Annotated in this window: 15 protein-coding genes; 11 read left to right on the forward strand and 4 right to left on the reverse strand. The window is 52.4% G+C overall.

Annotation, left to right across the window (positions count from 1 at the left end; translation table 11 throughout):
* Nucleotides 1-1,565: HAMP domain-containing protein (locus GO984_RS22920; RefSeq protein ID WP_157024864.1), on the reverse strand; the 1,565-nt coding region annotated here is incomplete at its 3' end.
* Nucleotides 1,566-1,993: 428 nt separating this feature from the next.
* On the opposite strand from GO984_RS22920, the gene GO984_RS22925 reads away from it, so the two are divergent.
* The 9 genes from GO984_RS22925 (at nt 1,994) to GO984_RS22965 (ending at nt 9,197) form a co-directional block, all read left to right on the forward strand.
* Nucleotides 1,994-2,281 carry an STAS domain-containing protein gene (locus tag GO984_RS22925; protein ID WP_138163450.1) on the forward strand — a complete coding sequence of 96 codons (288 nt, stop codon included), beginning with the start codon at nt 1,994-1,996 and terminating at the stop codon, nt 2,279-2,281.
* A complete protein-coding gene (locus tag GO984_RS22930) occupies nt 2,278-2,652 on the forward strand; it encodes a response regulator (RefSeq protein WP_138163451.1) in 375 nt (124 codons plus the stop codon). Before GO984_RS22925 ends, GO984_RS22930 begins: the two co-directional genes overlap by 4 nt.
* A 1-nt stretch (nt 2,653) precedes the next feature.
* The gene (locus tag GO984_RS22935) at nt 2,654-4,840 is read left to right on the forward strand and encodes a chemotaxis protein CheA (protein ID WP_157024865.1); all 2,187 of its coding nucleotides are present in this window, start codon (nt 2,654-2,656) and stop codon (nt 4,838-4,840) included.
* On the forward strand, nt 4,824-5,291 hold the full coding sequence (locus GO984_RS22940; protein ID WP_157024866.1) for a chemotaxis protein CheW: 468 nt from the start codon (nt 4,824-4,826) through the stop codon (nt 5,289-5,291). Before GO984_RS22935 ends, GO984_RS22940 begins: the two co-directional genes overlap by 17 nt.
* The gene (locus GO984_RS22945) at nt 5,288-6,139 is read left to right on the forward strand and encodes a CheR family methyltransferase (protein ID WP_167740488.1); all 852 of its coding nucleotides are present in this window, start codon (nt 5,288-5,290) and stop codon (nt 6,137-6,139) included. The genes GO984_RS22940 and GO984_RS22945 overlap by 4 nt, the downstream gene beginning before the upstream one ends.
* Before the next feature lie 36 nt (nt 6,140-6,175).
* Nucleotides 6,176-6,562, forward strand: a complete 387-nt coding sequence (locus tag GO984_RS22950) for a response regulator (RefSeq protein WP_138163455.1) — start codon at nt 6,176-6,178, stop codon at nt 6,560-6,562.
* A gap of 2 nt (nt 6,563-6,564) precedes the next feature.
* A complete protein-coding gene (locus GO984_RS22955; RefSeq protein ID WP_157024867.1) occupies nt 6,565-6,891 on the forward strand; it encodes a hypothetical protein in 327 nt (108 codons plus the stop codon).
* 178 nt (nt 6,892-7,069) lie between these two features.
* Nucleotides 7,070-8,569 carry a caspase family protein gene (locus GO984_RS22960; RefSeq protein WP_157024868.1) on the forward strand — a complete coding sequence of 500 codons (1,500 nt, stop codon included), beginning with the start codon at nt 7,070-7,072 and terminating at the stop codon, nt 8,567-8,569.
* Between the two features lie 31 nt (nt 8,570-8,600).
* A complete protein-coding gene (locus GO984_RS22965) occupies nt 8,601-9,197 on the forward strand; it encodes a hypothetical protein (RefSeq protein ID WP_157024869.1) in 597 nt (198 codons plus the stop codon).
* A gap of 6 nt (nt 9,198-9,203) precedes the next feature.
* Here the strand turns inward: GO984_RS22965 and GO984_RS22970 are convergent, their stop codons facing one another.
* Entirely contained in the window at nt 9,204-10,040 is an 837-nt protein-coding gene (locus GO984_RS22970) for a M15 family metallopeptidase (protein ID WP_157024870.1), read from the reverse strand.
* Between the two features lie 180 nt (nt 10,041-10,220).
* Here GO984_RS22970 and GO984_RS23875 point away from each other — a divergent pair, with 180 nt between their 5' ends.
* Both GO984_RS23875 and GO984_RS22980 read left to right on the forward strand, forming a co-directional pair.
* Entirely contained in the window at nt 10,221-10,802 is a 582-nt protein-coding gene (locus tag GO984_RS23875; RefSeq protein WP_167740489.1) for an OmpA family protein, read from the forward strand.
* A gap of 48 nt (nt 10,803-10,850) precedes the next feature.
* Complete coding sequence (locus GO984_RS22980) at nt 10,851-12,995, forward strand: serine/threonine-protein kinase (RefSeq protein ID WP_157024871.1); 2,145 nt, start codon at nt 10,851-10,853, stop codon at nt 12,993-12,995.
* A gap of 26 nt (nt 12,996-13,021) precedes the next feature.
* Here GO984_RS22980 and GO984_RS22985 read toward each other — a convergent pair whose 3' ends face one another.
* Together GO984_RS22985 and tagF are read right to left on the reverse strand one after the other, a co-directional pair.
* Nucleotides 13,022-13,744, reverse strand: a complete 723-nt coding sequence (locus tag GO984_RS22985) for a PP2C family protein-serine/threonine phosphatase (RefSeq protein WP_157024872.1) — start codon at nt 13,742-13,744, stop codon at nt 13,022-13,024.
* A complete protein-coding gene (gene tagF / locus GO984_RS22990; protein ID WP_245231229.1) occupies nt 13,741-14,418 on the reverse strand; it encodes a type VI secretion system-associated protein TagF in 678 nt (225 codons plus the stop codon). Before tagF ends, GO984_RS22985 begins: the two co-directional genes overlap by 4 nt.
* Nucleotides 14,419-14,422 lie beyond the last annotated feature (4 nt).

Raw genomic sequence — 14,422 nt, forward strand, 5'->3', positions numbered from 1 at the left:
GCTGCGGCCGTCTGTTCCAGCGTTGCCGCCTGACTTTCGGTGCGCTGAGACAGATCATCCGACGCCTGGCTGATCTCACCCGCACCGTTGCGAATGCTATCGGCCGAATTGATCACCTCGGTGATTGTTGAGCTGAGTGTTGTCAGGGTCCTGTTAAAGTCACTGCGCAGCTGTTCGTAGTCGGCTGGGAATGCCTTATTCAGTGGCTTTGAAAAGTCACCCTTAGACAGATCCACCAACCCGTGGCTCAGCTGTTCAACCACCTCGTTTTGCTCGCGTTGCTGTTCGGCCCGTTCTTCCTCAGCACCCCGGGCGCGTTTCAAGTCATCCCGAAGACTAACCAGTGTCTTACCGATTTGACCCAGTTCATCCCCACGGCTAGCCGATGCAACTTCACCGTCCAGATTACCTGCGGCCACTTCGTCCATGTTTTCACAGATTTTCGCAATCGGACGCGTGATACTGCGGGCAAACAACCACCCAAGCAAGGACATGACAGCACCTAAAATTATCGAAGCCATCAACAGAGTGTTTCGTTCGGCTATGACCGGAGCCAAGATTTCAGCCCAATCCTGTTCGGCGACCAAGGCCCAGTGACCCTGATGAAAATCCACGCTTTCAGAGAATGCGATGACGTGCTGACCCTCTAGACCTACTGCCTCATGGAAAAAGCTTTTGCTTCCATCAAGGGCAGATTGGATCTGCTCACTAGGTGTCATTTCATTGAGAACCTGAAAACTGCCTTCAAAGCGGGACGTCGTGCGGGCACGCATATCATCCGCCACCAGATAGATCTGAACAGTTTCACCCAAGCCTTCTGTGCTGTTTGTGATGTTAGTCAACAGCTGCACGGGAAGCTGAAACGCCAGAACGCCAACTGTTTCACCGATTTCATTTGCAACAGTCATGGAAACAAACGCTGCAGCATCACCGTTACTGGGGGCGTAGCCTTCAAGATCTGAAAAATGCACCTCGCCTGGGGCGCCATTTTTGGCAGCGCGGAAAACTTCACCCAATCCAGAATCTTTGTAGGGCCCGGTCATTAGGCTGGTGCCATAGTCGGCCTCTTTGAACACTGAATAGATAATGTCACCATCCATGTTCATCAAAAAGACATCGTAGTAACCCTTGGTTTCCATCAGAGTGCGAAGCCCTGGGTGAAACCCTTCGTGATGCATGTGATACGACGACTTGCCTTCTGCCCGGTCCAGCAGGTGCTTTTGGCCCAGTGGGTTTGGATTGCCACTGACATAGGCCTGACGCAGAGTTTCGCCCGGATCGCCGTCAAGACCATTCCAGCTCATCGAAAACCGTTCAATCGCTGTTGCTGTCGAAGGAGCGGCGGTCATGGTCATGATGTCGGAATCTACGCTTGCGAAAAAGGTCTTTAGCGCCATTGCACGATCAGCGACTAAAGCCTTGAAATGCTCTTCAGTACTGGCAACCGTGTTGTTCTTGAAGCTCATAGTACTGAGCGTAACAAGAATGACAGTCACAAGAAGACCGAAGCTAACGACGAATACTGGCAATTTATGCGCCAACTGCAGAGATCTAAGTAGTTTCATTATGCCCTCCTAAGGAAACGCGGCCTGGTTCGCCGTGTTGGAACTGACACCCTTGATCCCCCATCGAGAGTTAATTTGAACCTTACAAGCGACATGTTTTTTCATATTTTGAAATTCAGACCCTCGAATTCTGGCTCTAATTAACGTCCCTGCCTTGCTGAAGCGTTTAAGCTGGGGTGGGTGAATTCAGGCCCTATAGTATAAAGTGCATTCTTTTAGCCGCCTGACTGCACGTTGACAGGCAACACATCTCGTTTCGATATTGCTGCAATAATTCTTATAAAATGCTGGGAAAACTGTCTGCTTTCTGGAGCGGTTGTTTTTTGAAAACAGGTGGATCTCGGCAATCAATTATTAAGGCACGCCGCATATGTATTTTGCATCGAAGTCCAACACGTCACCAACAACGGGGGTGCGAATCGCTCAATATGACGACAGAACCACAAACGCATGTTTTGGATTTGCCAAATGCATTTGCCGAGCTGACACCATTGATCTCATTTCTAAATGGGGCACGTTCCCAACCGATCGAGATTGATTGCAACAAGGTGGCAATGATGCCGTCGCGTTGTCTCCAGGTGTTGCTTGGAGCCGAACAACAATGGCGATCCGAAGGCCTAGGCTTTTCGGTCACCAATATCAACGACGGCTGCCGCCGGGCCCTGTCCCTACTGGGATTGGAAACCAACCGATTTGAAGATGAGGACACAGCATGAAAACCAAAGTTCTGGCGATAGATGATTCCCGTACAATCCGGAATTTGCTAGCGGCCTGTCTCGAAGAGGCTGGATTTGAGTACTTTAGCGCGGTTGATGGCCGCGAAGGTGTAGACAAGTATTCGGACATTGATCCGGATGTTGTGATTACCGATATCAATATGCCTAACCTGGATGGGTTCGGCGTGCTGGAAGAGCTGCGTGGCGACGGTATCAACTCAAAGGTACCTATCCTGGTGCTGACCACCGAGAGTGCCGCCGACATGAAGGCCCGTGCCCGTGCCGCTGGTGCCACCGGCTGGATCACCAAGCCGTTTGATGATGAATCGCTAATCTTTGCACTTAAGCGAGTTACAGGGGCGGCCGCATAAAATGACTGGTTCGATCATGGATACATTCTTTGAGGAGTGCGAAGAGCTCCTCGAAGCAATGGATGCGGGTCTGGCTGCCATCGAAGAGGGCGACCAGGACGCTGAGACCGTCAATGCGGTGTTTCGTGCAGTACACTCTATCAAGGGCGGCGCTGGTGCGTTTGGCCTTGATGAACTGGTGGCCTTTGCACATAATTTTGAAACCGTGTTTGACGACGTTCGTTCAAACAAACTGGAGCTGGACGAAAAACTGATCCAGCTGCTGTTCCGCGCCAGCGATCATCTGTCAGATCTGGTGACCTGTGCGCGTGATGGCGGTCAGGTTGATTCAGCACATCATGATGTGCTGATCAAAGCGCTGGCGGAATACATAGACGAAGACGAAGAAGAATTGGTATTTGAGCCCATGGGCGTGGGCGCGGCGTTTGAGCCCGCTGCACTCCCACTGTTGGACGCGGTGGAAGAAGAGGTCACCTATGACATCCGCTTTCATCCGCTCAAAGAAATGTATGCCACAGGCAACGAGCCCTACTTCTTGTTTCAGGCTCTGTCTGATTTGGGTGAGCTTTCAGTTTCGCTGGACGAAAATGAACTGCCTGGGTTCGACGCCATGGAAGATGGTGAAAACTATCTGTCATGGGAACTGTCCCTGACAACATTAAAACCGCGGTCTTCGATCGAGGCCGTCTTTGAATTCGTCGAAGGCCTCTGTGAGTTGTCAATTACAACTGACGGCGACGCCGAAGCCGAAGTTGACGCTTTGGCTGCTCTGAACGCCGCCTTTGGTGTTGGCTCAGCAGAAGAGGAAAACGTGGTGGACGTCCCTTTAGACCAACCGGCACCTGAGCCAGTTGAAGCGCCCGCGCTAGCGGAAGTTGAGACTGTTGAGGTGCCGGAAGTAAAATCAGACCAAGCCGCCGAAAATACGCCTGTTGCCAAAAAGGACGCCGCAAAAGCCAAGTCTGCGGGTCCCAAGCCAACACTACGGGTAGAATTGGACCGTGTGGATAAACTAATCAACGCGGTAGGTGAGCTGATCATCAACCATTCAATGTTGGCACAGCAAATTGCCAATCTGGATGCCAGCGATACCCGCGATGTAGAGACTGAGCTGGAAGGTTTTAAAACCTTGGCCCGTGACATCCAAGAAGGTGTGATGGCGATTCGAGCGCAACCAGTGAAACCTTTGTTTCAGCGCATGGCTCGTATCGTTCGCGAGGCCTCCGCTGCCACAGGGAAATCTGCCAAGTTGGTCACGGTGGGTGAAGCCACTGAGGTTGATAAGACTGTCATCGAGCGACTGGCTGACCCGCTGACACATATTCTGCGCAACGCGGTTGATCATGGGATTGAAACCCCTGAAGACCGAGCTGCGACGGGTAAGGATAAGGCAGGCGAAATTCACCTGACTGCAGCCCACCGTTCCGGTTCTGTTTGTATCGAAGTTAAGGATGACGGTGCGGGTCTTAACCGCAAGAAAATCCGGCAGATTGCAATCGACAAAGGACTGATACCTGAAAACGCCGAGCTGAACGACAACGAAATCGACAATTTGTTGTTCTTGCCGGGGTTTTCCACAGCCTCAGAAATCTCGAACCTTTCGGGTCGAGGCGTTGGCATGGACGTTGTTAAAAATGCGGTTACCAAACTGGGGGGACGGGTCAATATTGCCTCTACTCCAGGCCGGGGATCGACCTTCTCGATTATCCTGCCGCTGACACTTGCGGTTATGGACGGCATGGTTGTTTCAGTTGCTGGGCATACCATGGTGGTACCAATTACCGCCATTGTTGAAACCATGCGTGGCAACGATGACATGATCAACAACCTGGGCGCTGATGGCACTTTGTTATCCATTCGCGGCAGTTTTGTTCCAATTTGTGACGTAGCCAGCAGTCTAGGACTGCGCGGGGACACAACCAATGAGCCGGCAGGTGTCTACCTATTGGTAGAAACCGAAAACGGAGATCGGTGTGCCCTTGCAGTGGACGACATTCATGATCAGCGCCAAGTGGTGATCAAAAGTTTGGATGGCGTCTGTGGCAATGTTCCTGGCGTTTCCGCCGCAACCATTCTGGGGGATGGCAAAATCGCCATGATCCTGGATCCTGAAAGCATCGTAACGGCGTCGTCCTCGGCAGCCGTCTTTGACACCGACCGGAGGATGAGCAATGCAATTGCAAGCTGAAGCCAAACATGTTGACCACAGTGAGTTCGTCAGTTTCACAGTGGCAAGTCAAGCATTCTGCCTGAAAATAACCCAGATCCGCGAGATCCGGCGTTGGCAGCCTGTGACAGTCCTGCCCCATGCACCAGCAGATGTGCTGGGGGTGATGAACCTGCGAGGAGCGGTGATTCCTATTTATGACCTGTCCGCTCGCTTTGGACTGGAACAGACAGATGCCAGCGAACGCAACGTGGTGATCGTGGTCTCTGTGCATGACAAACCGGTTGGCCTACTGGCGGAATCAGTGTCCGAAATCATTTCGATTGACCCTGATGACATCCAGGAAACCCCGCAGGTGGATAGCCGCAACACTATGGACTTCATCCAGGGAATCATCTCGCAGAATGATGAAATGGTACGGATCATCAATCTTGATGCGGTGATCTCTTCACCAGAACAGGTGGCCCAGTGACCATAGCCCATTCGATTGAACCCAGCGCGGGTCAGTTCATCCTGTCAGATCAGGATTTCGAAGCTGTCGCCAAGTTTGCCCATAAGAATTTTGGGCTGGCTCTGTCGAGCAGTAAGAAACCCTTGGTGTCATCACGTTTATCACGCCGTTTGAACCGGCTAAATGTACGTGACTTTAAGAGCTACCTAAGCAACCTGGATACTCCAGGTGGTGAAGGAGAACGCAGTGAACTTCTCTCACTGCTGACCACCAATGTAACGCAGTTCTTTCGCGAACCGCATCACTTTGAAACTCTACGCGAAGACGTGCTGCCGCCACTGATCGAAAAAGCGCGAAGTGGCGGACGGGTACGGCTGTGGTCAGCGGGCTGTTCGAATGGGCAGGAACCCTATACGATGGCTATGGTCCTAAACCAGTTGTGCCCCGACGCGGCACGTCTGGATATAAAGATCCTAGGCACCGACATTGACCCGGTGGTGGTTCGCACTGCTCAAGCGGCCCAATATCCCGCTGATGAGTTGGCGCAAATCCCAGCGAAATATCGGGCCAAAGGCGCAGGTGATCAATTACCCGAAGAGATCCTCTCGCTGGTCAGTTTTGGGGTATTGAACCTAATCGAACCGTTCCCCTTCAAAGGGAAGTTCGACGCTATCTTCTGCCGTAATGTGGCGATCTATTTTGACACACCAACCCAGCAACATGTCTGGTCGGCGTTTCAGAAATCGCTCAATCCGGGTGGCTACCTATTTATTGGTCATTCGGAACGCATGTCCGGTCCCGCAGCAACGCACCTGCAAACCTCCGGGATTACAACCTACATCAACTCTTCTGCCGGCCTAAGCACTTAAATTTTCGGCAAAGACAGAACTACAAGGAACTTAAAAATGAGCCTCAAAGACTCGCTGCGCGTTATGGTTGTTGATGACATGTCCACCAGTCGTGGAATCCTGACACAGTGTCTGGATGAACTTGGCATTAAAAACTATATGGTCGAAAACAACGGGCAATCAGCCTTTCAGAAGATCACGACCAATCCGGTGCATCTGGTTCTGTCGGACTACAACATGCCCGGCATGGATGGTCTCGGATTGCTGAAACACATGCGAGAGAACCGGGTAACACAGCGAACCGGGTTCATTTTGGTTACCGGCAAACCAACACCCGAAGTGGTTGAAGTGGGCCGTCGCCTTGCGATGAATAACATCATCCGTAAACCGTTTACGGTGGCCACAATGAAGCAGGCTATCGAACAAGTTGTAGGGCGTCTGTAATCATGGATCAGAATGGCAACTCTCTGACCAATCTTTGCGCGGTGTCCGCCCGTGAGATGACGCAGCTTCAAGCCCAGGTACAGGGCCTTGAAGACGCGGTGTTCAGCATTCTCGAAAGCGACTCCGGACCGACAAGCAAGGATCGACAGGCGTTGCAGGATTTTGATTTGGTGGCGCAAACGCTGGCGGGTTTGGCTGGATTTTTCCAGCGCGTGCAACTGCAAAACGAAGACACCGGCAGACCAGATCTGGTCCTCGCTTCCGAACCGGTTACTCTACAAAAGCTGCGCGATCGGCTGCGTGGCGCTGTTGATTTAAACACTGCCTGAAAGTCGGCAAATAAATAGACCAAGTCGCATCGCCTTGTCTGGGGCGCTGCGGCTTTTGTCGTTTGGTTGACTACTTCAAATAAAATGTGACCTGCCCGGCAGCAGTTTTCCTTTCTTTTTGCAAACTTGACACGATAGACTACTCCACATTGGGTAGCTGGGTTGTTGGGTTAAGGATATGACTGCATTTTTGCGGATTTTCGGAATATTGGTTTTGGCGCTTGCTCCGGCTCTTGGTCAGGCAGACACGCGCCGCATCGCCCTTGTAATGGGCATGTCTGAATATCAAACTCTACCGTCGTTGGAGAATACCAAGAATGATGCAACTGCCATGGCCGCGATGCTTAGCAGTATCGGGTTTGATGTTACCCTGTCCGTTGACGCAGGGGTGGCTGAGATTGATCAGCTACTAGATGATTTTGCCTTCCGTTCAGAAGTTGCCGATCTGGCGCTGATCTATTTTGCGGGCCACGGAATCGAGGTCCAGGGTGAAAACTTCCTCATCCCAGTCGATGCAGCCGTGCAAACTAACCTCGACGTGCAACGACAGTCAATGTCACTGAAGCGCCTGTTAGGGGCCGTGGATCGCGCGCGCAAGATGCGTATCGTTATTCTGGACAGTTGCCGTAACAACCCGCTTGGTGATGCCATCGCATTGGATGGCGGCGCAATTGATACCACAAGTGTCGATGGCACCCGCGGGACCGGTGGCGGGATGGCAGCAGCAGATCCTGAGCGCGGAACACTGGTGGCTTTTGCGGCGCGTGATGGGCAGGTTGCGCTTGATGGAACCGGCGTCAACAGCCCTTATGCTCTTGCTCTTATGGACAAAATGGCTCAACCCGGCCTAGAAATCAGTCTGATGTTTCGTCAGGTCCGTGATCAAGTTCTAAACCAAACCGGCAACCTGCAAGAGCCACATACCTATGGGTCACTGACGGGGGTCCCTTTCTATCTGGCTGGCGCGGCTGAGGGTCAGGTTGATGTGGCCTCGTCCGCTGCGATTGATGCTTGGGCCGCTTTGCGCCCCGATCAAGAGGATCAGTTGCTGGCGCTGGCGGATTTGGGCGACACCCGTTCGATGTTAGGCTTGGCCTATATTCGCTTGAACCCCAACGAAGGGCGATTTGATCCGAAAGCTGCGGTCTCATTCTTGCAACGTGCCGCTGATGCAGGTTCCCCTGAAGCTCAATTTGAATTGGCTAAGCTATATGAACGCGGAACCGGGGTGAGTGTGGATCATCCGCGGGCTCTGAAGTTGTATCAAGCTGCAGCAGAACAAGATTTTGCTGACGCAATAAACGATCTTGGCTTTCTGCATTACCAGGGAGGCTTAGGCCTGCCCGCAAACCCGCAAAAAGCTTTAGAATTTTTCGAACGTGCAGCCGACCTACGCCACCCGCAGGCTCAGTTCAATTTTGCCGCGCTGATTGATGATGGGCTGATAGCAGACAAAGGCCCAGACGATTCGGCCCACTATCTTTACCAGGCGCTTCGCACAGGCAGCTCGGATGTACTAACTTTGCTGAGCGAACGACCCACAATGTTTACGGACCAAACCCGACGTGCATTGCAGGCCAGGCTAAAAGAAAACAGTTTTTATCAAGGTGCCATTGATGGTGACTTTGGCCCAGGCACACAGCGCGGTATTCGCCGGGCCTATGGGATTGAAGAATAACTATTGCTTTGTAAAGAATTGGATGAACCAAATGGCATTGCTACGCCTTGTGCTTTTGTCACTTCTAGTGACGATATTTATCCCCCAAGCCGGATGGACCCAAACTGATAGTCCAACGCATGAAACCAGTGATTACCCTGACGACGGTGCCGACAACGAGGCGCATGATGACGAGAAGCCAGGCCTAAGCGATGCAAGTCAGCTTGTTACGCAACTGGCTGATATTTCAGCACTATGTAAAGGGGCCGGTGTCTATGCGATCGATTGTCTCGCAGAGCGCTTGGAAACGCTGGAAAAGGAAATGCACTCTTTAGTAGGATATGGCGATGCGCGGCGCATTCTCAGAGATACTGCGGCGCAACTGGAACAGATTGCGCAGAATAATTTAGACCAAAACCAATCCAGGGCCCGAATGCAAACAGCTGATGGAAACCAGCGTTCAACCCGGCCATTGGCTGCAGTATCCCCTGCCCGACGCCGCCAAGCACTATCACAAGCAGTCGCCGTATTGGCCGAGGCCGAAACCCAGTTATTGCGTTCAGCTGAAACTTCGGCACGACGCTCGGTGCAATATCAACAAATTGCTGCGGCGCTCGGGTCTAACAAAGTATTGTTACGCTCCAGCTGAATTTGGCTATAGCTTCCCTTCTGCCAGCCATTGGTCCAATTGGCGGCGACTGATTTCGAAATGCATACTATCTTCACGTCTGAAACCAGCGCCCCAAACCCAACCTTCATCGTTGAAAAAGTCGGCGATGATAGTCAGGCCCAGTTGTGTTTTACCATCGGTGAAATTGTCCAGTTGCCCGTCAATGTTTAGATCAACTGCAAGTCCGTAACTATGCGTGGAGAGCGAATTTTGTGTGCCGCGAATACGACGCACGCAAAGCGCGCCAGCAGTGTTGATCCGACTGTACAAATCGGGATCAGCTGAGCGGATGTTTTCAAACACCACTTGCAGGCTGGTGATTGCAGGTTGCAGCATACTAACGCGAATGGGCCCAACCTGGGTCGTGACCAGTTTTTCCTTCAGTTCAGGGTTGGTCATGGGCTGGCAGTTGTCGTTCAAATCCGGGCGCGGACGGCCTAATTTTTCGGACAGATAAGAACCGCCCGCGACACGTAATCCGTGATTGACGTTCAATCGGTCGGCAATCAATACCACCTGTGCATAATCCAAATCGGCACCTTCGGTCTGGTCCCAGATTGCGCGTTCACCATCCGCATCTGCTGTGGCTGGTGCCCCACCGCTACCACCAATAGGCAACCGAGCCACCTCACTTTTTAGCTCAGATAATCGCCCCTGCAAATCTTCGATTTGCTGGCGCAGCATTTCTATTTCAATCCGAGCGGTAGAATCGACTGCCGCTCCTTCAAATCCTTCTTCAGACAATGCCCATTTCAAGGCAAACCAGATGCCAGGCAATAACATCAGGGCAACGGCAATAATAATTGCAGGTAAAACGCGCATAGGGTCCTCACACTTAATATCGCCAATTCAGCCCGTTTCAGCGTTGCGAGTAAAGCCTTTCGTGAGAATATGGAGAAAAACCTTACCTTTTGAAAATACATCTACCTCGTCAAAGCCATTGGCACGGTCCCGGCGGTGGTATAGGCTGACAATTGTAACTTTTTTAGTAGGAGATGTGTTGTGGTCCGTCTCAACGTCTTATTTTCGAGTTTACTAATTGCCGGCCTTGGATCCGCTCCTATCGCCTTGGCTCAATCTTCGACTGAACTTTCGGTCGAAGAAATCACTGCCGCCTTCAAAAAGCAAAAAACCCGTGGGCTGATCATCGTACCAGCTACGGCAGACGAAAGCGCCACTGAGACCAGCGCGACGGAAACGGCAACTGTCGCCGCCGCTGCATCAGAGGACTATGAGCCGGTAGATCGACAATCGCAAATCAACGTGCAGATCTCTTTTGATTTTGACAGCGCCGCCTTGCGCCCTGATCAACAACCAAAACTGGTCAACATGTGCAAGTCGATGCAGCTTTTGGAAGGTACAGTGTTTCAAATCATTGGCCATACAGACAGCTCTGGTTCAACCTCTTATAATGAACGGCTTTCGTTGCTGCGGGCTCAAGAAGTGCGGCGCCATCTAATTTCGTCCTGCGGAGTAGATGAAAATATGCTCAAAGCAATTGGTATGGGTGAAACGGCTCCATTTGATGATGCCGACCCACGTGGCGACATCAATCGTCGGGTTGAATTCCAAGCTCTTGGCTAGGATGTCGCACGTTACTGATGGTACTTATACGCCGGGGAGGGCGTTATAATGGATTCTCGCCCCGGTGACTTGTTTCAACCTGGCGACTTGTTGAACAATACCTATCGCATTGAAACCCTTTTGGGCCGCGGTGGGACATCAGATGTTTACAAGGCACGTTCGGAGATATCAGGCAATCTGGTAGCGCTGAAGGTTCTAAAACAGGAATTGGCTGGCAACGAAGACTTTACTGTGCTGATGGCCCGCGAGGAAAATATTCGCGAGATCCGACATGATGCAGTTGTCAGGTACTCTGAAAATCACCGCACCCCGGATGGCCATATCTATCTATTGATGGATTTCATTGATGGTCCGGGCCTAGATAGAAAACTAAAGCAAGGCCCGATGTCGGCCGAGGATTTGCTTATTGTCTGTCGCCGGGTAGCCGAAGGGCTGCAGGCGGCACATTCCCGAAACATTGTTCACCGAGATCTCAGTCCGGACAATATCATCCTGCGTGGCGGGGATCCTTCGCAAGCAGTGATTATTGATTTTGGTATCGCCAAAGACACTAACCCTGGCGCCCAAACCATCGTTGGCAATGAATTTGCCGGCAAATACTCTTATGCTGCTCCAGAACAGATGAGTGGCAACACTGACGCCCGTGCGGATATTTACTCTTTAGGGGCATTATTGCTGGCCAATTTTCGCGGTGCGGCTCCCAATTTGGGGTCCAATCCGATGGAGGTGGTTGAAAATAAACAAAAACCTCTGGACACTTCAGGCGTTCCGCAGCCCCTTCGGGGACTGATAGATCGGATGTGTGCCCCGGATGCAGATCAGCGTCTGGCAAGTGCAAGTGCCGTTTTGGCCTATCTCGATGCACCACAATCCGAAGAGCCCAAAGACAAGGAAGCTCCTGTCGAGGAGGCACCAGACGAGGCAACTGTGATTGCTTTTCCCACAGAAAAGCCCGCTATCAAATCCACTGCCCCTGAACCCAAACAACCCTCACGCGGGCCAAAAATCGCGGTTGGTCTGGCAGCTGTTCTAATAGCCTCTGCGGCTGGCGGCTATTTCTCCGGCCTGTTTGATGATTTCCTTCCATCGCCATACCCCTCAGCAGATCCCTATACATTGATTGTGGAAAAACTTCCGGAAGGCACCGCGCAAGCGGTAGGATATATGCCATCCGAGAACTCCCGCGAGGCGCTGAGCAAACTGGTTGACAGCGAAGAGGTATCTCTGGCCTCTGGTGAAATCGCCGACAGCTGGGGGCAGGACGTAATTGCAAGTTTACAGCCACTGGAAGAGCTGGAAGAATGGCGTTTTGTGGTGTCCAACAACAAGGCCAGACTGACCGGCACGACCAAAGATGCTGACTTGTTGGCACGCCTAAATGCTATTTTTGGATCGGGACTGCCCGGGGCTTTGGAAGGCAAAGCCGACATCTCTTTTGTGTTGCCAATTCTACCTGTGGCCGATGTCCGCTCCATTTTGTTGGCCCAATCGGATTGCGGTTTATTGCAAGCCCCACTGAGCGGTTCGGTCGAAGGGTATGGCCCCAACGATTCAATCACCATTACCGGCCAAGTGGCCGAGACCGCCACACGGGTTAATTTGTTTGACGCCCTGCGTGCCCTGGCGGGAGAACGTAAAGTGGTGTTGGATCTTGAGGTTTTGAATCCAACCCTTTGCCTGATCGAGCAACATTTGCCCAAGGCCCCATCTGGCGCCGCAACGGTGGCCTTTACCGTCGGTGATCGCAACGAGCCAAACCCTTCCGGACGGTTTTTTGTTGGTGAAAACCCAGTCATTGATGTTGTGTTGCCGCCCGAGATGACCTCGGGCTTTCTAACGGTATCTATTCTTGATGTCTCGGGTAACGTGTTTCATTTGTTGCCAAATATATCGCGCCCTGACAGCTCTATCGAGACATTGCGCAATGGCCGTGACGGCGAAGTTCGAGTTCGGGTGGCATTTGGATTAGATGCGTCGTCCACTGGTGGCGGTATTGCGTTTAAGGTCGATGACAGTTCACTTGGAAAAAGCAAAATCCTAGTTTTGCACTCCTCGTTGCCACTGTTCGACGGAATGCGCCCAACATCCGAGAGCGCAGTAGGTTTTGCTGAAGCCTTGCAAACCAGTTTCGAAACGGATGCAGGTCGGATTTTGTCACTGGATAGCAAGTTGCTGATAACAGCCCGTCCCTGACATGGAACGTGGTTGAAATAATTGTGTTACAGCACGTCCACGACAATGGCCGAAATATTGTCAGCGCCACCGCCCGCTAAAGCGACCTGCACCAGCCTCTCGACCACAGTTTCAATTGGGGTCGTACCAAGAATATCCTGCAACATAGAAAATGTAGCATATTTGGTTAGCCCATCCGAACAGATCAGAAACCGATCTCCTGTTTGAGCCTGACCACGAATTTTATCCAATTCCAGTTCATCACCAACGCCCACTGCGCGGGTTATTGCGTTGGATTGCGGATGCTGTTCGGCTTCGTCCCAGGTCATTCTACCGGCTAGTACATATTCGGCCACGGATGAATGATCCGTTGTCAGCATCTCAATCAGGCCATTTCGTAACCGATAAATGCGGCTGTCACCGGCCCATAGCCCGACGAAATGCCCATTGGCCATCATCAGTGCTACGACCGTCGCTCCAATCACCCCAGAACCGCGCGCTTCAGCTTCGGCTCGTATTAACCGATGGGCCCCGCTAATGGCATCACGCAGAGCATGCATACGCGCGGCGGGCTCCAGACCCAGTGGAATCATTGCCACTGCATCGGCCACCGCCTGACTGGCAAAATCGCCAGCCTGATGCCCCCCCATGCCATCTGCAACCAACCATATGTTGTGATCTGGAAGCGCCAGAACGGCGTCCTCGTTTACTTTACGCTTCAGTCCAACATGTGTCTGCACTGTGTAGCGATAGTTGTGCAATTGGCTCATAACGGTCGTGCCTCGCTCCAGATTGGCGCCGCCAGATCGAACAGCCCCATCGCGGCGTTTCCGCGAGGCAATCCCTGACTAATCATCAAGCGCGGGACCCCGTCCAAAATGGTTGTCCAAAGACTGGCACCGCTGAACTTTTGCCCCAACAAATCCCCGGCCAAAAGGCTGGGTAACGCCGCCGTACTGTCTGCTCCCGTCATGACCATACAGCCCTCGGCCCCACGCAAAGGTGGATGCACGCGCGGCGCGGGAATAGGTATTTCAGCCAGATCGCTGGCCAGTTTCTCACGTGTCATACTGTCCTCCAGTGCTGCCAGTGCCAGATCTTCCAACCTTTCAAAAAGTGCAGATTCAGCCAGATGCGCCAATGCCGCTGGCCCTGGTGTGGGCAAGGCAGCCATCAACGTCAGCGGAAATCGCCGCCCTACCCGATCAACCGACGGCATCAGCACGCCAATCACTTTTTCTGTCCCCGCTAAACCGGGTGACAAAGTGAACCTCCAAATTGGGGCCGACATATAGTAGCCATCCCAGTACGGCCCATGGGAACCCTGCCCGGCCAAAAGCACACCTTGCAACCAATCATCCCAAACCCGCACAAACCCAGGCGGCGGTGCAATCCGGAAAAAGTCGCCAACCGATGGCATCTTACCAAAAGCTCCAAACCCCATGACC

The organism is Parasedimentitalea huanghaiensis (genome assembly GCF_009753675.1).
Lineage (GTDB): Bacteria > Pseudomonadota > Alphaproteobacteria > Rhodobacterales > Rhodobacteraceae > Parasedimentitalea > Parasedimentitalea huanghaiensis.